13 protein-coding genes and 1 pseudogene are annotated in these 22,721 nt (G+C 43.8%); 1 reads left to right on the top strand and 13 read right to left on the bottom strand.

The window, feature by feature from the left end:
- Positions 1-230: 230 nt before the first annotated feature.
- From NX845_RS06830 to NX845_RS06790, 9 genes and pseudogenes are all read right to left on the bottom strand, one after another.
- Complete coding sequence (locus tag NX845_RS06830) at positions 231-1,871, bottom strand: ABC transporter ATP-binding protein (protein ID WP_065681037.1); 1,641 nt, start codon at positions 1,869-1,871, stop codon at positions 231-233.
- The gene (locus NX845_RS06825; RefSeq protein WP_065681036.1) at positions 1,868-3,478 is read right to left on the bottom strand and encodes an ABC transporter ATP-binding protein; all 1,611 of its coding nucleotides are present in this window, start codon (positions 3,476-3,478) and stop codon (positions 1,868-1,870) included. Before NX845_RS06825 ends, NX845_RS06830 begins: the two co-directional genes overlap by 4 nt.
- 729 nt (positions 3,479-4,207) lie before the next feature.
- Positions 4,208-6,388, bottom strand: a complete 2,181-nt coding sequence (locus NX845_RS06820; protein ID WP_260256699.1) for a TonB-dependent receptor — start codon at positions 6,386-6,388, stop codon at positions 4,208-4,210.
- Between the two features lie 103 nt (positions 6,389-6,491).
- Positions 6,492-7,460: a siderophore ABC transporter substrate-binding protein gene (locus tag NX845_RS06815; protein ID WP_065681034.1), complete on the bottom strand. Its 969-nt coding sequence runs from the start codon at positions 7,458-7,460 to the stop codon at positions 6,492-6,494.
- A 53-nt stretch (positions 7,461-7,513) separates the two neighbouring features.
- Positions 7,514-8,467 (bottom strand): iron chelate uptake ABC transporter family permease subunit, encoded by a 954-nt coding sequence (locus tag NX845_RS06810; protein WP_065681033.1) that lies wholly within the window; start codon positions 8,465-8,467, stop codon positions 7,514-7,516.
- The gene (locus tag NX845_RS06805) at positions 8,464-9,408 is read right to left on the bottom strand and encodes an ABC transporter permease (RefSeq protein ID WP_065681032.1); all 945 of its coding nucleotides are present in this window, start codon (positions 9,406-9,408) and stop codon (positions 8,464-8,466) included. The genes NX845_RS06810 and NX845_RS06805 overlap by 4 nt, the downstream gene beginning before the upstream one ends.
- A 598-nt stretch (positions 9,409-10,006) precedes the next feature.
- A pseudogene (locus NX845_RS06800) lies at positions 10,007-11,180 on the bottom strand (IS3 family transposase).
- A gap of 367 nt (positions 11,181-11,547) precedes the next feature.
- Positions 11,548-12,561: a LacI family DNA-binding transcriptional regulator gene (locus NX845_RS06795; RefSeq protein WP_004732795.1), complete on the bottom strand. Its 1,014-nt coding sequence runs from the start codon at positions 12,559-12,561 to the stop codon at positions 11,548-11,550.
- 97 nt (positions 12,562-12,658) lie between these two features.
- Positions 12,659-15,757 (bottom strand): non-lysosomal glucosylceramidase, encoded by a 3,099-nt coding sequence (locus tag NX845_RS06790; RefSeq protein ID WP_260256698.1) that lies wholly within the window; start codon positions 15,755-15,757, stop codon positions 12,659-12,661.
- 64 nt (positions 15,758-15,821) lie between these two features.
- On the opposite strand from NX845_RS06790, the gene NX845_RS06785 reads away from it, so the two are divergent.
- A complete protein-coding gene (locus NX845_RS06785) occupies positions 15,822-16,769 on the top strand; it encodes an aldose 1-epimerase (protein WP_260256697.1) in 948 nt (315 codons plus the stop codon).
- A 128-nt stretch (positions 16,770-16,897) separates the two neighbouring features.
- Here NX845_RS06785 and NX845_RS06780 read toward each other — a convergent pair whose 3' ends face one another.
- From NX845_RS06780 to NX845_RS06765, 4 genes are all read right to left on the bottom strand, one after another.
- Positions 16,898-19,312 (bottom strand): GH36-type glycosyl hydrolase domain-containing protein, encoded by a 2,415-nt coding sequence (locus NX845_RS06780; protein ID WP_260256696.1) that lies wholly within the window; start codon positions 19,310-19,312, stop codon positions 16,898-16,900.
- Between the two features lie 93 nt (positions 19,313-19,405).
- Positions 19,406-20,497, bottom strand: a complete 1,092-nt coding sequence (locus tag NX845_RS06775) for an ABC transporter ATP-binding protein (protein ID WP_009846155.1) — start codon at positions 20,495-20,497, stop codon at positions 19,406-19,408.
- Positions 20,497-21,846, bottom strand: a complete 1,350-nt coding sequence (locus NX845_RS06770; RefSeq protein ID WP_260256695.1) for a GH1 family beta-glucosidase — start codon at positions 21,844-21,846, stop codon at positions 20,497-20,499. The genes NX845_RS06775 and NX845_RS06770 overlap by 1 nt, the downstream gene beginning before the upstream one ends.
- A 17-nt stretch (positions 21,847-21,863) precedes the next feature.
- Positions 21,864-22,712 (bottom strand): carbohydrate ABC transporter permease, encoded by an 849-nt coding sequence (locus NX845_RS06765; RefSeq protein WP_017077012.1) that lies wholly within the window; start codon positions 22,710-22,712, stop codon positions 21,864-21,866.
- Positions 22,713-22,721: the final 9 nt, after the last annotated feature.

Here is a 22,721-nt window from a genome sequence, read left to right as displayed (position 1 = left end):
GATATAGCAAAACTGGTTTGGCCGCCAAAAGAGAAATGTCGCATGGATGCGACATTTTTCGTTTCTAGCGTATATGAAAAATCAACTCAGTGATTATGAAGGTTTGTTAAAACTGACGGACTTTAAACAGGGTTAGTTGATAGTCGGGTCACAGAGCGGCTTCGTTCAGCTCGTTTTTGGAAAAAAGTTTGTTAGCGGCATTAGTAATAACTAACAGTATGGAAAGCTAGTTAGCTTCGTTTACAATATTGCACACTGTTTTTCCTAAGACGAAGAACATTGACTCTTTGTTTATCAATCGTGAGTTCTAGCGTTGGATGCCAAACTTTCTTGTCTCTGTGTGTTACCACAATAACAGTTGAACCTAATGCTTGAGTTTGTTGTGCTATTTTCTGTTCGGTTACTTCATCAAGTGCAGAGGTGGCTTCATCTAAAATTAGGATAGGTGCTTTTTTTATTAGAGCTCGAGCAATTGCGACTCTTTGTCTTTCCCCTCCAGAAAGCCTTGATCCTTTCTGGCCTACACTTTGGTTTATTCCATCGCCTGATAAGTCAATAAGTTCACTCAGTTGCGCTTGCCTAGCAAAGAGTTCTACTTCAGCATTACTTGCCTCTGGGTTACCTAAACGAATATTTTCGGCCAATGTTCCAGTAAATATTATTGGATCCTGAGCGACATAGGCGATGTGCTGGATTAATATGTCGTATGGAATATTCTGGAGGTTTATGCCACCAAGCGAAATATGACCTTGGTTAGGGTCATCAAACCTTAAGAATAATCCTAATAACGTGCTCTTTCCGCTACCACTTACGCCATTGATTACAACTTTTTCACCTTGTACTATTTCTACATTGGCGTCCTTGAAAAGATCCAAATAGCCAACATGATTTAGTTCGAAATTGTAGTTATTAGGACTAATAGCATTTTCCGGTTTGGGTTCAGGTAGAGTTGGTACATTGGTTAGCTGGTTGTAATCTCTTATTGAGGACTTTACGTCGTTGATGGCGAAACCAGCTAAGGCTAATTCTCCTAGTGGTGCAGCCGCTCTGGTAATTAATATCAGCAGCCCCAAAATCAATAGTGGTTGGGTAACCCCTTCTACAACTAGGTAGATAGTGACGCAGGCCAAAGGGAAGACCGTTGCAAGTGCAGAGGTTAAAGTGGCCATGGATGCAGTTAGGTTGATTCTCGAATGTACTTTTTCTTGTGTACACCAACTTTGGTCAATCCTTTCTATCGCTCGTTCAGGTCCTGCCGTTGAGCGAAGCAAATCAAGGTGATCTATGAGCTCGAGCGTTGATTTTGTGGCTTGAACATCAGCGTTGTGTCTTTCGCTGTAAGAGTTACTGAGGTGATTCTGTGCTTTGTATTGCAGCAGCAATGCGCCTATCAATGAGACTGCACTGATTAGTGCAACATCTGCCCCCCCAACGATTCCGATGCCAGCGATCAAGAATAAGGGTACTAATGGCGTGTGCAAAAATGTTTGTAATTGGTGAGCTGGGATTGACATAAAGCCAGGAATGCCTCGTTCGGCAAGTTGAGTTAGTTGCGTTCGATGCTGATCGTTAAACCAAGAAAGTTTTGCTTTACTAAGAGATTGACCGACTGCCGAGTACAAATCTCCGGCTAATTGCGCACCAGATATAAACCCCGCTCGTGTTACTAGAACCGTCACCAAAATAGCGACAATTGCTGCTGATATGACACCTAGTGGCGGGGCTTGTTTTACCAATGATAGTGCAAGAACTGTGTAGGTTAAGGCTTCGAGTGCCGCAACCAACGCCCATCCAGCTCCCACCCTGTATAAACGATATTTTGCGCTCGCGGGAATGTTTGATTTGGAAGATGGGGTATTTTGATAAGTCATACTTCTTCATCCTGTAATTGAGCATTTTTTTGTAGTGTCAATATAAAGTCGGCTCGTTGGGCTAGCTCTGCATCATGGGTTACCATGATTATGGTTTTATTTTCTTTTTGCGCGAATTCAGTTAGGTTTTTCATGATGGATAAGGCTGTTTTTTTATCAAGTGCACTCGTTGGTTCATCTAACAAGAAAATGCTGGCTTGATTGAGAAATATACTAGCTAGAGCGACGCGTTGCTGCTGGCCACCAGAAAGAAGGCTGGCATCATAATCGAGGTTAATATCTACTTCGGCTAGAGCTAAGGCGTCAAAGAATTCGCTATCGCAGGCATTTGGTGCCGTTAGTTGTAAGTTCTGTCTAACTGTCGTTTTAAGTACCCCTATATCTTGAGGAACATAACGTATCGCCATGTGACGTGACATTTCGGTAAGTGTGGACAGTTCATAACTGCCAAGCATGGTGGTTCCTGAATAAGGTACTTCTTGACCGGCTAAAATACGCAGCAACGTACTTTTTCCAATGCCGCTTGGTCCCATAATGGCAGTGCATGAACCTGTTGGAAAGCAGTGGGTGAAGCTATCGATAATGGTTGTTGTGTCATTAATTACCGAGATTTTTGAAGCCTGTAAAGGAAGTGTTTTTGAACCTACATTGACGTTTCCACAACCTATAGGTGTTTGTTTCAAAAGCTTACCAATGTTCTTAGCTGCATTCTTACCTGCAGTGACATAGTCTAATCCGTGACCAAGCTTTAATACTGGTGAAACGACAGCCAGGCCGAAAAAAAACACAGAAGCCATTGCTGATGGACTTAGTCGGTAAGAAATTGAATAAGCTATAGCAAAAGTAGAAACTGCTTGAAGTAAAGCTATAGCGATGGAAGCTGGAAGTGCCACACTCCCTACCCATTTTATAATGCCATTAGTGAAGCGTTGAGTTGCCCCGTGATAACTCGCGAGCGCACCTGATTGAGTTCCATAAACCCGGTTAACTCTAATTCCTCTGGTGTAGTCATTTACTGCGGTGACTATTTCTCCCATTATGTTCATACGTTCTGCACCATATTTAGCTGCGAATCTAGGCAGAAAGACTAGGTAGTATAATGATGCAATAAAGCCAGGGAGTAAGGTTAAGAGCGCTATAGGACCAGCCATATTTAGCATAATGGTAATGGACATTACCGGAACGATGGCGAAAGTTACAAACTCTGAAGGCAGATGAGCAACCATATGATGTAAAGTATTGATGTCTTCTGAAACCAAGCGGCGAAGTTGATTATCACCATACCGAGAGAGAGTCTTGCTTGGAAGGCGCGTTAAGTGTTGTGCCACCTGACGACGTAATCTTGCTGAAAATAGAGATTCAGCATTGTGTACTAACCAAGAGGACAAAGATGAGAGCAATGCGCTAAAGATCCAAAGCCCGATGGCTCCGTAAACCCATTGGTTAGATAGATCATCGATTAATTGTATTAAACATAGCAATGCACCAATTTTTGCCACTGCAGAAAAAATTTCACTTAGAGTCCCTAAAGTAAGTTTTGCTAATGAAGGTCTTAAGGCTGGTATTAAGGCTGGTGTAACGTAATGTTGGCTGATCTTATTTATCATTTTCGCACCCTAGTTAACCCACAAAGTTGAGATAGAGTGAGTTTTGGTGAGCTTATTGAGCTCTCTCGATATTTCATATAAAGCCTATTGAAATGAGGTTGATAGATTTTAATTATTTCTATTAGCGCAAAATTATTGATAAATTTTAGTATTATTGAGATGTGAAAACTCTCCTGCCATTGACTTTTCAATCGCCACTTTATCACCTTCAGTTAATCGTCCTTTTGAATATAGAAAACATCCAAAAGAGAGTATTTTATTCACTGTAAGCCGTATGTTTATAGAGTTCGATTGGCGCAATACAGACAAATGCTTGGCTAAATTTTTATGATTCCAACTACTTAACGCTTTGCAGTCAATAAGTGCGCTACCGCTATCTCTGTGTAGTCAAGTTTGAAGCAATAGATAAAAGATGCTCTACAGTTTCTATAAGTTTTAGAGATATTTTTCACTACAATCATGCTGTCCGCCTTTTGATTTAAGACTCTTAAGGAATAATTTTTCACATAAATTCAATAGTCTAATTTTAAAAATTCTTATCTATGAATCGATTAAATAACCCCAATACTGCTTCTCAATTCCATTTTCCTCTATTTATAATAAAAGGCAGCTCTAATACGGAGGGACTTAACGTCATGTGAACTCTGTTCGCTAAAGTTAAGTTGAGTTCAAGAGTAGTCGTTCGAAAAAGCCCTTAACCAGAAAGGTCAAGGGCAAAATTGACCGAGATTAAAAATCCGCTGTAGCAGATAGCATCACCGTACGAGGGGCACCCAACGCAAGGCTAGCGTAATGGGTGGTAGTCCAATATGCTTCATCGGTTACGTTGTTGACCGCAAGACGCCAAATGACATTTTGATTGGCGATGGTAGAGTTATAGCGAGCACCTAAATCAAAAATAGTCTGTGCAGACAGTGATTGAGTGTTTTGTGCATCAATATATTGCTCTGACATGTAATTTGCTTGACCAATAAGAGTAAGTTGACGCATCACTGGTAGGTTCCATTCCAATGCTAACTTAGCTTGAAGATCGGGTAGCTTAGTCGCTTGCTTTCCTTCAGTCGTGACATCTGTTGCTTTAGTGATCTCTGCGTCGGTATAAGCGATACCACCAGTCAGCGTGTAGTCCTCTAACACCGTACCGTAGAACCCCCATTCAATACCTCGATTACGTTGCTCGCCACCAAAAGAGTAAATGTTAGTGTCTGGGTCTTGGTATCCGTTGGGCTTTTTGATCTCAAACAAGCTAAAAGTATGAGCAAAGTCGTTCATATCGAGCTTTAAGCCGGCTTCTGTTTGCTTGGTTTTTTGTGGTTCAAACGCTTCACCCACGTTAGCGGCCCCCGAGCCTGCCGTTTTTCCGTTTGTTAGGCCTTCGGTATAGTTACCGTAAAGAGAAACTGAGTCAGAAACTTTATACAACGCAGCAATAGCCGGTGTGTAGGTACTTTCCTTAAGCTTTGTGGTAGGAAAAGCATTTCCATTCCAAGTAACACCTGATTCGTAATCAATACTCTGATGACGTAAACCTAATGTGAGTTGGTATTTGCCATTAGCTAAAGATAAGGTATCGGCTACACCAAAGCTGATCTGTGTGGAATCGACCGGTAATTCATAATAGTTGTCATATGTGGAATCTTCAGGCCCCCACACTGGGTTATATATATTAGGATTCCAGGACTCAGGATTATTGTTCCCTGTCGGAGAATCATTTTTATCTTCTCTAAAGTAGGTACTATTAAGCACCAAATAGTGCTCTATAGGCCCTGTGTCAAAACTGCTACGAATCCCTACCTCACCGGAAGTGCGTTTGCTTTCTAACTTAACGGAGCCAAGAGACACCTCAAGAGTTCCGCTGTCGTCGATGATTTTAACTCTTTGTGGTACATTAGAATCAAAGTCTGTACGACTGGCACCCACAGCACCGTAAGCTGTTACGGAATTACTCAAATCCAGTTCAGCACGAATCATCATGCCTTTATCTTCACTGTCATTGTATGCCCAACTAGGGCTGAGTAAGGTATCTGACGAAGGGGGGGACGGGACGTCAACGCCAGAAGCTATGCTCAAACCTCGATTTGCACCATCAACTCGCTCTGTACTAAAGTATAAATCAGCTTCAATCAACGCAATATCATTACGCCAATCAAGGCTCAGCGATGCGAGTTGCGCTTTACGACTTTGACCATCAACTGACGCATCCCCATCTCTGAAAACCCCATTAAAACGAACCCCAAATTGTTCGTTTTCACCAAAACGGCGACCAATATCAATATGACCGCCAAATTGAGAATCCGACATATAAGTGCCAGTAAAGGATGTGATTGGTGCTTCTTGAGCTCGTTTAGTCACCAAATTGATCGAACCGCCAACTGAACCGTTCGGTGGCATACCATTAAGCAAAGAAGCCGGGCCTTTCAGTACATCGATGCGTTGGTACATCTCTGGAGAGCTACGATAGTAAGGAGCGATTCCATATAAACCATTGAACATAACATCGCCAATATCCGAACTGAAACCTCGGATCTTAAAGCTTTCTTTGTTTAACCCGGTTTCCCCACTGGTAAAAACAGAAGGATCAAACGCGGATATTACATCGGATATATCTTGTGCATGTTGGTCTTGAATGTGTTTGTCTGTGTACCCAATGGCATTAAATGGGGTATCTAGGAAGTCTTTATCGCCGAGCATCCCTATGCTGCTCGCCTTTGAGATTTTACCTGCCGCATACGCCTCATTGGCTTGGCCGTAAACGGTGATAGATTCGTCGGCCTGCTCTTCAGCGTGAGTGATACTGATGGGCAATGCAGACGCGCTGATCTGAAGCGCGACCAAAAGAGCGATACGACTTAGAGTTGGTTTACCACTAAATGATTGTTTTTTATGACAGGTCGCTACCTGATGAGTCATGGTTGATTCCTTTTTATCCTGTTTTAGGCTGGCTCACATCCGCACTGGAAAGCAGTGACGGTTTTTTGCTGGACTACGTTGGTCTAGCTTATTGTTTTGAAATCTAGCTCTGATAACCTTTTATAATGTCGTCAATCACGATTTTCAGTGATGTGATGCTGGCAGAAGTGATGTACCAGGCGTCAGCATCGACAAAGATTACTTTGCCGTTTTTCCATGCTTTGGTTTGTCGAAGAAGAGGGTTTGCCAAATGTTCCGCATCAATAACCGGCTTGCCTTCCATGACCGCTGTGCGATCAATGATGTAAAGAATGTCAGGGTTGGCTTGATTAATAAATTCACTGGAAATAGGCTGGCCATGTAAACTGGCTGCAATTTCAGTACTCGCAGGTTTTACACCCAGTACATCGAAGACAAAGCCATATCGAGACTCGATACCAAATGAGCTAAAAGAGCCATTGTTATGCATCACAACTAAAGCTTTTTCTGAGCGTTCGGCCGTCAAGGCTTGAACCTCATTGACCTTGGCATCGATTTCAGCCACTTTCTTTTGAGCGAGTGTTTGTTTATTAAAGATTTCACCGAGATCAATAACGTGCTGTTTGATTATGTCGACGTGATGCCCATGACTGTTACGGAAATCAATATCAAAGTGTACCGTTGGTGCGAGCTTAGACAGTTCTTCATACTGATTGGCGTGCAGTGGGGTCATCAAAACTAGATCGGGGTTAAGAGCATAGATTTTTTCCATGTTGGGTTGAACGATTGCTCCAAGGTCCGAAATGTCAGGAGTGTTTTTATACTTTGCCAAAAAGTGGGGTACAAAATCTTTCACCATACCTGCAATAGGTACGTTTAACTGATCTAAGAAATCCACTTCATTCATATCGAGAGCTGCCACTCGCTGAGGTCGATTTGAAATCACGGTTTGACCTAGATTATGTTCAATCACGATGGGGGTTTCTAATGGTTGAATAACTTGAGATTGAGCCACTTTTGGTTCGCAACCCGTTAAGGTTACAAGAGAGCTACAGACGATCGCGACAGCAATATTTAGGGTGCTCTTAAACATGGGGATTTCCTTATGTTTCAGTAAGTTGCCAATAAACAGGCGATAAACAGACTTTATAGCTGGCTTCTTGCTCTCATCGTGATGATAAGGAAGTACCCGCCACAAAGGACGTTGACCAAAATAGAGACTGTTGTTTTATAATTAAAAAAGTGTTCAACCATCAATTGAGCAGTTAAAAACATCACAATAGCGATGGTGCAAGCAACCGGTAAGGTGTGTCTGTATTGCGGAGAACCCGTGATGGAATAAGCAATGTTGGCAATGAAAACCCCCATGAACGCAGTTGGTCCAATTAAGCTAGTAGAGATGGCCACAAGAATTGCAATGACAGAAAAGTATTTAGGAATATAGTGCGCATCGTTGAGCCCTAAAGACATTGCCTGATCTCGTCCTAACCCAATCACGTCTAGCTCACTCACCCATTTATTGGCAAAGAGGGCGAGAATACTCAACACCGTGCCAGCAAATAAAAGTGTGGACGGCTTCGCTCTTTCAAACGAGGTGTAACTTAACCCCTGGAAGATAGAGAACTCTCCAGGACTTATTCTAATCTGGATAAATTGAGCAACCGTTGTCAGCACCATGGTCAGCACAAACCCAATCAACAACACTTGATGCATATCATGTTGAAATCGCTTGAGCACCCAGAATTGAATAACGAATGAGTACAACAAAATGAGTACCGCTGATACTACAAAATTACCTACCACACCCAAAACTGCACTACCAGAGGTGCCAACAAATAATAAGAGCAGAGCTTGCCATACAAGATAAATGGACTCGTAACCCATAATAGATGGCGTCAATATGCGATTTCTGGCCAAGGCTTGAAAAATGACAGCAGAGATAGCCACACAACTTCCCCCGATTATGATCGCACTGAGTTTAATGAGCCTTCTTGGGATGATGTACTCAAGGTCAAACCCTGAATTAATGAAAATAAAAGCGATAGATAACAGGATCACGAGTACAACACTCACTCGTAAGTTTAAGTTGAGTGATGTCATGCTTTTGCTCCCTTAAGCAAAAAGGCAAGAAACATAACTCCACCTACGGCACTTGCGGTCAAACCTACTGGTACCTCAAACGGAAAAAGCACAACCCGACTAATGACATCGCAAAAAATCAGTAGCGAGGCACCGCCCAATGCAACAATAGGTAAAGTGTTTTTGAGGTGGTCGCCGTATTTTAGCGCCACTAAGTTAGGGATAACTAGGCCAACAAAATGAATGGCGCCCACCGTCACTACTGTGACTGCAACCGTGATTGAAACGAGTATCAACCCTAATGCGGCGGTCATGGCGTAGCTGATGCCCAAATTGGAGGCTATATCTTCCCCCATCCCCATCACTGTAAATCTATGAGCATAGAGGTAGGTCAACAAGGTTATAGGCAAGATCAAAAAAATGATTTCATAATGCTCTTGAACCACTTTGGAGAAGTCCCCCATCAACCAGCCAGACATACTTTGTAAAATATTGTTTTGATAGGCGTAAAATTCAGCAAGTGCACTGAGTACACTACCAAACATCAAGCCAATCACTGGAACCAACGCAGTATTGCTGAACTTAACCTTACGTATTATAGCGATGTAGACCAAGCCAGCGACAAAGCAAAACAGGACAGCAAAGAACATACGTTCCAATTTGTCTGATGATGGCAGCATCACGATTGAAACCAAAATACCGAGTTTAGCCGCATCAAGGCTGCCTGTAGTTCCAGGTTCAACAAAACGATTTCTAACGATGTGTTGGAGAATAACGCCGCACATCGCCAAGCCGGACCCCGTAAGAATCAGAGCAACTAGCCTTGGTAGCCTGCTGGCTATAATAGGCAACCAAGCTTTCTCATTAAACGTCGGCAATAATGACCACTCGATCTGGTTCGCACCAAAAAAAAGAGATGTAGCGCACAAAGTAAAGAACGCCAGAATCATACGAAAAGTCATTTAGAATGCTCTCCAAAATAGTAGGAATATTGAGACGCATCAAAATTCAGGGAAAAAGCAAATAGAATGAAGTACTCATAAAATAGAATTACCATAATGAAAATGTCGAATTCTAAAAAATGGTAACTATGTTTCTTTTTATTAAAAAATAAGGTCACAACTAAACTCTCAAAATTTTTAGAGCTACTACAGATGTAAATTAATTAGGGTCACAGCAGGGACTCACGACTTTAAGTACAGTTAAATTCACCTTAATGATAATGCGAATTGTTACCAATTCGGAATGATGCTACACTTGGTGCATATTAAATACAATAAGTTCTTGTGAATTTATAATAAAAACATGTAATTACTAAACTATGACTCGGGACTAACATGCTTAACTTCAAGAAAAAACCTAAAACTAACCTGTCAAATTAGTAAATAATTTATTCAAGAGTCTATTGGCAATTCTATAAATACTGGAAGCGACAAGACGAAATAACCGAATTCCACGTGACTTTTTACATCAGATGGGACCATCTCAAAAACATGGTCTTCTTAAGCTACGGTTTAGAGGAGTTAATAAAAATGGTGGGATGATGAATAAAAAGTGTGGTCAACTAAAATTGGCCTCGGTTTTAGAGTTTCCCAATATAATCGTTCCGATTCATTGGGAGTTAGGCCACCGTTATACTGATGTGGCGTGAGTTGACAGTAATATCCGATAATGTAGCGGGTGATCTCTTGTTTAGTCTCAACGAAGCTACGATAACCCACAGTTGGCACCCATTCCGTCTTCAGACTTCTAAAGAAGCGCTCCATTAGTGCATTATCCCAGCAGTTTCCTCTGCGAGATAAACTCTGTTTGATTTGAAAACGCCACAGTAATTGGCAGTATTTACGACTGGTATAGTGACTACCTTGATCGCTATGGAACACGACACCTTTAGGCTTGTCGAGATACTCATAAGCCATTGAAATAGATTTACTTGTTAACCGAATGCCCGGTGACGAAGACATTGACCAACCGATCATTTTTCGGGTAAAAAGATCGATAACAACCGCTAAATACATCCACCGATTACCTGTCCAAATATACGTAACATCGCCTGCCCAGACTTCATTCGGTGCGGTAACAGCAAACTGCCTACCTAAGTGATTTGGAACTTGAATATGTTCCCGTGAAGCTTTTCGGTAACGATGTTTTGGTACTTGGCAGCTCACTAAACCAAGAGTTCTCATCAGTTTTGTTGCTCGGTATCGGATCAGCTTTACGCCCTAACTTGTAATTATATCTGCGATGGTTCTCGCTCCCGCAGAGCTATTACTTGCAGCGTGAGCTTTATTAACTAAGCTGCGAAGTTTTACTCTATCGGTATTAATTACCGTTGGACGTTTAAGCCAATAGTTATAACTGCTTCGATGAACATTGAAGACTTCGCATAATGTTTATACGTTGTGGCTATGCTTGAGTTTCTTGATTATCAATAATTGTTCAGTGAGTCCGACATCAACAGAGCCGTGTTTTTTTAATATTTCATTATGCTCTTCAAGACGAGCTAGCTTCTTTTTCAATTCCCGAATTTCTATTTGTTCAGGGGTCATAGGTGCAACTTTGGGCGTTTTTCCTTGGCGCTCTTCTCTGAGCTGGCGAATCCACTTATCCATCGTGGACTGCCCACGTTCATGCCTTGAGCTGCCTCAGTCACTGAGTAGTTCTGATCTAGGACTAACTGCGCTGCTTCTAACTTAAATTCTGCGCTAAATAGTCGTCTTGTGCGTTTTGTCATAGTGTCACCTGTTTACTTATGAGGTGATGATATCACCTCTAACTAAGTGACCAAATTCACTATGCCACTACAATATAAGCAGTTCATGTGGAGTATGAACAGAAAATTACGGAAAGGGCCACCTATAAACTAAGAACTAATCATTATATATTTGACCAACTTTGGATTGTAAGAGCATCGGTGAAAAACACCCTAAGAAGGTTTGGGGCAGAAGTGTTTTAACTTACCTGCTCCATATTGAACAATGTGAACGCGCAAATATAAGCAGCAAGATCGCTAGTTTAACTCACGGCATTCCTTCACCATGGTTCGCATTGACATCAATGTGAATCATCACAGGCGTACCACCTTGATGCTTGTCTTGAAATTAACGATACAAAGACTTGGTCGACTCTCTAACAATTAAATCAATGGGTGGCAATCTAGCTTCATGCCGTTCGCCAGATAACAGATTCAGAATCGATTGAGCACATACCTCTCCAATTTCTTCAATAGGCTGTCTCAAGGTCGTTAATGCTGGCGTGAAGTACTTAGAGGTCGGCAAGTCATCAAACCCAATCACAGACACATCTTCTGGCACTTTATAACCGTGGTCAGACAGCGCCTTAATCGCCCCGTAAGCCGTTTGGTCATTAGCAGCAAACAAGGCTGAGAAGTGAACCTTAGATTCAATCAACTCTACCGTTTTCTCGTAGCCAGATTCACTACTAAAATCACCCTGTTTAACGAGTTTTGGCATCACTTTAATACCCGCCTCTTGAAGTGCTTTCTTATAGCCTTCAAAGCGATTTCCCGAATCAGGTTGACTTGAAAGCCCCTTAATATGAGCAATATTCACATGCCCTTGTTGCAGTAAATGTAAGGTTGCCATGTAACCGCCCAACACGTTATCAATGTTGATGGAGCGGACGTTATTCTCAACAAAATCGTAGCCAACCATCACGATAGGAATGTCTTGTGCATACTTGGCAATTTCTTCCTGAGTAATGCTTCCTGTCACGATGATCATGCCATCCACGTTACTTTTTGCGAGATACTCCAACGCGTGCATTTCTAACTTTTTCTGCCAATGCCCTGTCGCGATTACTAACGAATAACCTTGAGCGATCAGTGTTTTCTCCATGTCATTGAGAATACGACTGGTATAAGGGCTGTCAGGGTGTTGCACCAACACACCAATGGTGAGTGAACGTCGGTTGGTGTTTTCTTGCATTTGGAAGTTAGGTTTGTAGCCCGTGTCTTTAATGGCTTGCTCAATATTTTGGCTTTTATCGTCAGACACATAAGTGGTTCGATTAAGGAAGCGAGACACGGTGCTGGGAGAAACACCAGCCAGTCTTGCTACATCGTATACTGTTGTTTTTTTTGTTTTAGTGCGCATCTCGAATCCCTAATCAAGTGACATTTGGGGAGCCCAAAAGCCCCCCATCAGTTTCTACCTGCATACCACTGCTTTCGTTAAAACTCGTGTCATTAAGTTAATACATGTAGGCGAAGATCATCCCCGGTCTGAAGTAACGACCAGCCGTATATTTCAAGCCAGTACTCAGTAACCATTTGTGTAAGCCTGCCAGCTTTTCTAACGGAATTTCACCGCTCACCATTTTAACAAAACTATCAGTATCTTTCGTCAATGTTGGATTGATACGACCGTCAGACAGCACACAGTTTTGACATTTAAGTACACTTAGCCAGTTTTTCGCATCATTTTTCGTCAATTTAAATGCTTCTATAAGATCTTTCTCATGGACAGACACAGAGCAATTGAACCCTTCTGGCGCTGCAAATGGAATTTTTGAATAGTCATAGAGTGCGGTATACACGGTATCCATCAATGTTTCTGCTTGCTGGTTTTTACCTGCCAGACTCAACGCCGTTGCGACACTAAACTGCACACCAATCCACACATCTTGAGCCTGAAATGCCTCATGCGGTGAACCGTCGGCTAACGTCATATTCGCAACCCCAAGCTTAGGGCTGTTAATCTCAAAGTTGTGCTTATAAACATAGTCCAATGCGCGTTGGATGTTCTCTTGCGGGAAAATACCGTCTAAGCCGATGAGCTTTAGGTAGCTGTCGGCCAACAAGGCATCACCAAAACTGTTGTCAGAATCTGGCACTAAATCTAAGTATTCTTGAGTAAAGGCTTGTGGCGCCGTCTCACTCAGCAAGCGTTTCTTAGAGACTCTTTGAGATACCTTACTGATGCTGATGGAAGTATCCGTTTCATTGAGATAGGTATTGAGCGTGTTCTTGTCAGCAATCGCATCGCCAGTCAATGAAAGTCCTAAGGTTTCCAGAGCTTGATAGCCTTCACCTGTTAAATGCTTGGCCTGAACTGGCGTCACGAAGAAGTGGTAGTAACCCTCTTTGTCATCCCACAAGCTTTGCTCAACCGTGGCTAACGCCTTTTTAGAACGTGTTAAGTAACCGCTAGCTCGCTCGCTTTCACCCATCAATTGTGCAAGTTCGCTCGCGGCTTGCAAGCCAGCAACCCAAAGACTCGCACAGTAAATTGAAATGCCATGAGAAGCGAGGTTATCAAAGGTATCGTCTGTACCTCGGGTTAGTGGTAAATCGTCACCTTCAGCGATCAAATTCGATAAGAAATCGATGCTTTCAGTTACTGCTTGCCAGCACTCTTTAACCACAGAGATATCTTGGGTGTTTTGGTAATGGCGGTACACCATCAGAATGTATTTCGGCGCTAAGTCCTTCCACTCTTTCACGTTGTGCCAGCTATAAGCATCGGGCTGGATGTCGAATGGGCTGCCTAAGTCGTGGATTACCGCACCTCGAATGGCACGTACGCCTTGGTACTTTTCATCAATCAGTTCGGCATTGGGCGTCGCTTCGTATTCCCAGTATCGGCGCTGAGTGAAGTCTTCCGCCAAAATGGCTTTCGAGAACTCTTTCATCACACAGCCATCAAGCTCTGGCAGCAAGTAAAGCAGAGAGAATGAGCCGTAGAAATACACATCCAGAGAGTTAAAGAACGGGTAGTCGACACACTCTTTCACCAAGAACTTATCTTCTTTATCCCATACCGTTGATTCGGCTAGGAAAGACAGTGAATTCATCGCCATCGTCGCATAGCGCAGTGCCGATTCAGGCTGCGAGATTTTGCTTTGAGCTTGCTCTAGGAAGGCCGTTTGTTGCGCGACGATCTGTTGTTCAATCGCTTCTAGCTCAGGCAACATGTCTTCTAACATCGGCAGAGCCGGTTGCGTTTGAGGGTAGAATTGCGTGTAAGCCTTGTCTGAATGCCAGCCATTAAGCATGACTTTGCTGTGAGCCATCACCTGAGCAAAACGCAGATCAACAGACTCACCCGCTTCCAATTCAACCTGAACCACAACCAATGCGCTCAACGCTTCACGCCCTGTGTAAATTCCCGTTTGGAATTCAGCGTTGGTACGGCCTGTTTTCAGTGCGAACTCTGTTTGTTCCGCTGTCTTAGAGCTATAAAGCGTTGGCTTGACAGAAATCGAAACCTTGCCAGATTCTGTCAGTTGATTATCCGCTTGAACACCAAACACCACTTCGCCTTCAATATCGCTTCGATAAGGCGATTGGCTAGACAATTGAACACCCGTAAAACTGTGACTTTCGCCTTTTAAGTTAACCACTTCATGCTGCTGAGCAATCGGATTTTGAGACAAGGTACATGCCGAATCCTGAATGCCATCACGGCCTTTTTGGTAGGTAGAGCCAATCAAGTTTTGTAGCGGCTGAGCAAGCGTAATCACGCGTGGTTGCAATGAATTATTGGTTAATTCGAAGTGATTCCAGTGCATCGGTAAAGAACACAGGCGTTTGTTCTCTTTAACGATCGGAGAGACTACCTTACGCTTTATATTAATATCGTCGAAGCTATTGTATTTATATTCAGCTAGTGGATATAAAGCTTGGTATTCTATATCCCTGCCATTAACACTATCTATATCGCTGCCACTGATACTATCCATATCATTATTATCACCCGCAGTGAGTGATAATAATCTCGTTGTATCATTTATTAATAAACCATTAAAGAAATCTAAGGCTACATATAATTGACAAATAGGTGAACCTGAATCTTCTACAATCAACAATTGAGTCTTATTTGAAAATTCAACGTTCCATTTTGTAAAGTTAGCTTTATTTTCTTGGTAGAAGCGACCATTTTTCAATGCTGCTTGAATGAGACTAATCGCATTCGACATTTCTCGACTTTCAATCTTTTTGCCATCGAACAAAGCCGGATAAAAGTTCAGGTGAACGCTTAACTCTTGTTCATTAAGAACTTTCAGCGTGTCGATGGTTGGCACATTCATCACTGACGCATAAAAATCATTAAAATTAATAGCTTGCTCTGAACAATCGACAAATATTCCCGGAATAAAGCTAAAGTTCGGCGTGTTGCCGTTTGGTGTGAGTGTAAATGTGTTACCAATTCCGCCGACTGCCATACCGGTATTTTCTGGTGTAGTCGAAATTGGCGTGTACCAAGGTTGAATAAATTCAACTGCATCACCTTTTTTACACAAGTGTTCTGAATTTCCTGAGTAGCTCGTATATGGAATTTTATTATTCATTTTAAAACCGCCATTGAATATTTTTTTCTTCTTGTTAATATCTTTTAAAAATGGAGACATCAACATGTTTAAAATTATAAATGAAAAATTTGGAAATATTGACTCTGTCACATTAATAAACCACCAACATGGTATAGAACTTCAAATAATCAATGGATTTGGTGCTGTTATTAATAAATATATCGTAAATAACAGTCCATTCTCTTTTATTTGTGGTTATCAGAATTATGATGAACTGATCAACCAACATCCGTTCTTTTCCCGCAGTGCTAAATTATTCCCTTTTCCAAACCGTTTAAACTTAGGTCGTTACAGTTTCGATAACCAAAACCATCAACTCCCAGCTAACTTTCCTTGGTCTGATCACGCCGTACACGGCCTGCTCTACAACCAACCTTTTTCAATCACAAACAACGTAGCCACTGAAGAATCCGCCAGTGTGACGTTGCAGTATCAAACGTCGTCATTGCACCCTGCTTTCCCGTTTGCGTTCAACCTTGAAGTGACCTTCACTATCGACATCACGGGTAGACTCTCTTCCTCAACGACCGTCTCTAATCTGGGTGATTCAGCCTTCCCATTCGGTGATGCTTGGCACCCTTACTTTTCACTCGGCACTGAGCTAGCACAATGTGGACTCGCTATGTCGCCTTGCTCTGAGGTCATACACGAAAACGACTTACCCAATGGTGAAAAACACGCTTTTGACCGTTTGTCTTTGGACGATTCACTGACCAATCAAAGCTTAAATCACTGCTTTGAATTTGATTCCAAGACAACCAACCAACTTGCGTTTACGCGCTCAGATTCGTCTGCCGCAATTCGCTACCAACAAGATGAAAGCTACCCATTCGTTCAGCTTTACACGCCAACTAGCGAGCAAAGTATTGCAATAGAACCAATGACTTGCCCAGCTGATGCGTTCAATAACCAGATCGGCTTATTGACACTTAGCCCGAACCAATCTCAGACCTTTACTTGGCAATGCCAAGCCAACTATCAACCCAACTAAGGCAAGCAAAGTAAGACAGCCGCTGAATGCGAAATCAGCCCCCAGAGAACGCATTGCTAACGAAAGAGCCAAACTAGAAAACCAAACGAAAGAAGCAATAAAGGGCGCATAAAGCGCCCTTCTCTTTGTTAACCTAAAATCACCTCGATGGTGTGCTCACCAGAGGTAAACACTGGCGCTTTATTACCTGAAATTAGGTCACCGTTGACCTTCATCTCTGCCACTCCCTTACACACGTTATTTGGGTTGGTAACATGGATATTGTAGGTCGCGCCACGGAACTGACGACGCACTTTGAATTCAGGCCACTCAGCAGGAATACATGGGTCCACCAGCAAGCCATCCACTTCAGGACGAACACCCAGAATCCACTGCGTACCCGCAACGTATGTCCAAGATGAAGTACCAGAAAGCCACGCATTTCGGCCTAAACCAAACTGCTTATGTTCATCACCCAAAATGTTTTGTGGGTAGCAGTATGGTTCAGATTCAAAGGTATCAATGTCGTCGTTCTTAGAAGCAGGATTAATCTGACGGTAGTACTCGTAAGCACGTTCGCCGTTACCCATTTTCGCTTCTGCGATCATCACCCAAGGGTTGGAATGCAAGAAGATACCGCCATTCTCTTTTGCACCTGGTGGGTAAGTTGAAACACCACCTAGCTGCGGGTCAAAGCCGTTGTAACCCGGTGTTGAAAGCTTAATGCCATTCGCTGTATTCAGCTTGTTGTAAACCGAATCTAGTGCTTGCGTTGCACGTTCTTGAGTCGCGAAACCAGAGATCACAGGCCAGCTTTGACCGTTAGTGTAGATCTGCCCTTGCTCATTTTTATGAGAGCCGATTGGCAAACCTTGTTCATCAAAGTAACGAACAAACCATTCGCCATCCCAACCGCACTCATTCACCGTACTCTGCATCTGTTGGTACTGATCGTTAAACTTAGCTGTCAGTTGCACTTCGCCGCGCAACTCACACAAATCCAACATGTCGAGCAGTGCTTTGCCGTACATGTTAGCCACCATCATCGATTCAGCACCCGTTGGCAGGTTCACCGTGTCATTCCAGTCAGCGAAACCTAACAGCGGTAGGCCGTGCTCACCAGTATTGGTGTAGGTAAATTCAATCGCGCGGCACAGGTGGTTCCAAACCGTTCCCGTTTCAACTGGGTTGCCCGCTTTGTCTTTTTGATAGAACGGGATCTCTTTATTCAAGAAGTCTGCATTGCCCGTTTCTTTCACATATTGAGTGACCGCGTAGATGATCCACAGGTGATCATCGCCGTAATAATCAGGGCGATCTTCCTCTTCACGTGAGTCACCCGCGTTCGCTTCCATCGTTGATGGGAAGAACTGATGCATCGCAGAACCGTTGGTGTTTTGCACAGATAACAGACGCTCAATGAACTCACGCGCTTCTTCTGGCATGTGAGTAATTACGCCTAAAGTATCTTGAGACGAATCACGGAAACCGATGCCACGTGCGCCATAGCCAAGCTGATACAGAGACAGGTAACGAGACCAGTTTTTGGTGGTGTGACACTGACGTGGGTTATGTACATTAAGCATTGAGTTCATTGCAGGATCTGGCGTTTCAACCTGAACTGCTTGTAGGTAACCATTCCAATGTTCAGCCAGTTCAGCGAAAGCTGAATCAACCACTTGATGGTCACGATATTTAGCCAGCAGAGGCAATGCTGCTTCTAGGCTCTGTTCTTGTGCGATTTGTACAATCGTACGTTCTGTCTGCTCTGGAGATAACCAACCTAGGCGCAGGTTAAGTGCACCAATGTTGTCACCACGCAAACACTCAGTATTGCCTAATTCATCATTGTTTAGTGCTTCTGGTGCTGCCCATGTGCCGTAGCCCAAACTCCCTAGGAACGATTGGCGATCACCATCAAAAGACGTCGCAGGGCGATCCGCTGTCATCAGGTTCACCGCGTAGTCACGCTTCATGAAAGCATACTGCTCAAGCACGGTGTAACCCGACTCTTGCTGGTGTGCTTTTAGCGTCATGGTTTGTGGCACCCAGTCCGCATTGAGTAGCTGTTTAAGCGCATCGAAGTGTGTGAATTCATACACAGGCACCACATCAACGTGCAGTGCTTTGTCTGAAATATTGGTCACTTTAATGTCTTGCAGCAGTACTTGGTCAGCTTTCGGTACAAAGAAAGTCGCTTCACAACGCACACCAAAGGCTTCTGCAATGATGGTGGTGTATGACAAACCGGTGTGGTTTTCAAACTTATCTAACGGCTTCAAGGTTGGCGTGTAGAAAGGTGAGAACACCTCTACGTTGCCAACTTCGTCACGCACCTTGAGGTACATGGTCGAGCCTTTGAAATCTGAGTTTGGCAATTGAGCAATGTACTTAGTGATGCGGTTGAGTGCAGGATCGCCCTTACACAACAGCACACCACCGTTGCTATCAACAATGCCACCGAAATCTAATGTGCCGACATAGTTACACCATTTGATCGGCGTACACGGCGTGGTTGCTACGTATTCTTTGTTTTTATCGTCAAAATATCCGAATTTCATCATCACTATCCCTAGCCCCTCCCAAATAAGGAGGAGCCAAAACAATTTGTCGTAAGTTGGTTGGTGTCAGTTCAATGACTGATTTAAATTGATTGACTAGCTCGCTAGCGAGTTCTCACTGAGAGCATCGAACAAGTGGAAAGCATCCAAATCCAAGTAAAGCGTCAGATCTTTTACATCGACTTCAGCCGCTTGGGTTTCAACCATCAACGGCTGACCGCCAATTTCTGTTTTCAGAAGAATGCTCGCGCCCAGTAATTCCTTGTCTTTAATTTTCACAGGGAATGGCAGCACGCGGTCGTGGTCAACTTGCTCGGCACGTAGGTGAATATCTGTTGGGCGAACACCAAAATGCAGAGCTAGGTTCTTAGATGCCAGAGACTTAAAGCGCTCAGGCAGTGGGATATGAACATCGCCGATTTCAACGAAGTACTCGCCTTCTTTTTCAATCAGTTTTGCTTCCAACATGTTCATTGATGGGTTACCAATGAATTGCGCGACAAACTTGTTTGCCGGACGCTGGAACACCTCAGTTGGTGTACCAACTTGAGCAACATAACCGTCTTTCAAGATCACGATGCGATCCGCCAGTGTCATTGCTTCGATCTGATCGTGGGTTACGTAGATCGTTGTGGTTTTAAGTTCACGGTGTAGGTGTTTGATCTCTTCACGCATCACGCCACGAAGTTTTGCATCTAGGTTAGATAGCGGCTCATCAAACAAGAAAACCTTCGGCGTACGAACCATTGCACGCCCCATTGCCACACGTTGACGTTGACCACCAGAAAGTTCTTTAGGCTTACGATTCAGTAGTGGGTCAAGCTCTAGCATTTTCGCTGCTTTTAGCACTTCTACGTCGATTTCTGCTTTAGGCATGCCCTTTAGCTTCAGAGCAAACGCGATGTTCTCGTAAACCGTCATGTGCGGGTACAGTGCGTAACTTTGGAATACCATCGCCAAGTCACGGTCTTTAGCGTCGACTTTATTCATCAGCTTGCCGCCAACCACGATGTCACCAGAACTGATACTTTCAAGGCCAGCAAGCATGCGTAGCGTTGTCGATTTACCACAGCCAGATGGGCCAAGGAAAACCACGAACTCACCGTCTTCAACCGTGAAATCAAACTCTTTGACGACTTCAACATCACCGAATGATTTTTTGATGTTCTTAAATTCTACTTTAGCCATTATCTGTTCTCCTCAGCGCGCTCTAGCAACATATTTCTGTACGCAATTGCGCTCTGTTTCAATGTTCTTTCTTGGGTGGTGTAGTCAACATGGACGATGCCAAAACGCTGGCAGTAGCCGAATGCCCACTCAAAGTTATCCATCAGGCTCCAAGCGAAGTAACCGTCGACTTTCACACCCACTTCAACGGCGTTGTGAACCGCTTCGATATGACCTTGGAAATAGCGAACACGTTGGTCATCCATCACTTGTCCGTTGACACGCTCGTCGTTGCCTGCAGCACCGTTCTCTGTGATGTAGATAGGCGGCATGTTTTCGTAACGCGCATCCAGTCTTACCAATAAATCGGTTAAACCTTGTGGGTTAATCTCCCAGCCGATGTAAGTGTGTTCTGCTTCAGTTTGCTTCACCGATTCAATATCGCCGTTCTCATTGAAGCGAGCGACATTGCGTGTGTAGTAGTTGATACCGATGTAATCAACTGGTGCGCTGATGATGTCTAAATCACCTTCAAGGATCATAGGCATGTTCATCGCTTGGCGTTCAACCACCAGCTGTGGGTACTCGCCTTTTAATACTGGGTCGATGAACCAGTGGTAGTTCTCCGCTTCGCAGTAGTCGGCTGCCGCTTGGTCTTGTGGCGTCAGCGGGTAAGCTGGCGTCGCGTTGAATACCACGCCATGCTTAGCATGAGGTGCATTCTTGCGAAGGATCGGCATTGCCAAACCGTGTGCCAGCATTAGGTGGTGAGACGCTAGGTAGCCCTCTTTTTCACCCTTGATGCCTGGCGCATGTTCGCCCCAGCGGTAGCCTAGGAATGCAGACACAAACGGTTCATTCAGCGTGGTGTACACATCGATGTTGTCACCAAAGTATTTGCTCACTACTTCTGCGTATTCTGCGAATTTGTAAGACGTTTCGCGGTTTAGCCAGCCGCCTTTATCTTCAAGGTATTGCGGCAGATCCCAGTGATACAGAGTCACATACACTTTCATGCCACGAGCATGACACTCGTCGATGATCTGACCGTAAAACTCTAGGCCTTGCTGGTTCACCACGCCGTCTTGTGGCAGGATGCGCGGCCATGCAATAGAGAGACGGTAAGCATCAACGCCTAAACCTTGAATCATCTCGATATCTTGTTCCCATAAGTGGTAGTGGTCACACGCCACATCACCATTGTCGCCGTTATCGACCTTGCCCGGCGTCTTACAGAAAGTGTCCCAGATAGACGGTGTACGACCGCCCTCTTCAACGCCGCCTTCAATTTGGTATGAAGATGTCGCGACACCGAATACAAATTCCTTACTGCGTAACTTTGAATCACTTGGAAGTTGATATTTATTCATTGTTATAACCCTTAAACCTAACCTTTGACTGCGCCGGACGTTAAACCACTGATCATCTGTTTCGATGCGAACAGGTAAGTAATCACGAGCGGTAAAATAGAAATTGTGGTGCCTAGCATTACCGCGCCCCATGGCGTATTCGGAATACCTTGAACGCTTCGTAGCGCCTGTGTAATCACGTAATTATCTGGGTTGTTAAGCACCACGAGAGGCTGCATAAACATGTTCCAGAAGAAAACGAACTGAACGATAGCCAGTGTTGCTAGTGCTGGTTTCATCAGTGGCAGTACCACACTCCAGTACGTTCTGAACTCACCAGCACCATCCAATTTCGCCGCTTCAAGTAGCTCTTTTGGAATCGATGCAATCACGTGCTGACGCATCAAGAAGATACCAAATGGTGTGGTGGTGAACGGTAGCCATACCGCCATGTGGTTATCCAACAAGCCTAAGAATTTCACGATCATGAAGTAAGGGATCAAGCTAAGCACCGGCGGAATCGCCATTGAGCCAACCAGCATGCCGAACAACACGTTCTTACCGCGGAACTTAAACACAGCAAACGCGTAGCCACCCATGCTACAAAACAGCAGCGAGATGGTGGTGCCTAAGAAAGCCACGTAAATCGAGTTAAACATCGCTTTCCAGAACGGCATGATTTCAAGCAATTTGGCGTAGTTAATCGCCAGGCTATCGCCAATCGCAAAGCTAATGCCCGTGCCGAAAATTTCAGAACGGTCACGAGTTGATAGCAGTGCCGACCATACAAATGGAAAGACTGTAATCAGCGCTGAAACAACCAGTAAGATGCCTAACATGACCATCAAGATCTTAGTCAGAATGTACATGCTGCGTTCGCTTGGCATCAGTCCACT

Source organism: Vibrio sp. NC2, assembly GCF_025195005.1.
GTDB classification, from domain to species: Bacteria; Pseudomonadota; Gammaproteobacteria; order Enterobacterales; family Vibrionaceae; genus Vibrio; species Vibrio splendidus.
The sequence above is the reverse complement of the archived record's forward strand: the minus strand, read 5'-3'. Positions and strand labels throughout refer to the sequence as shown.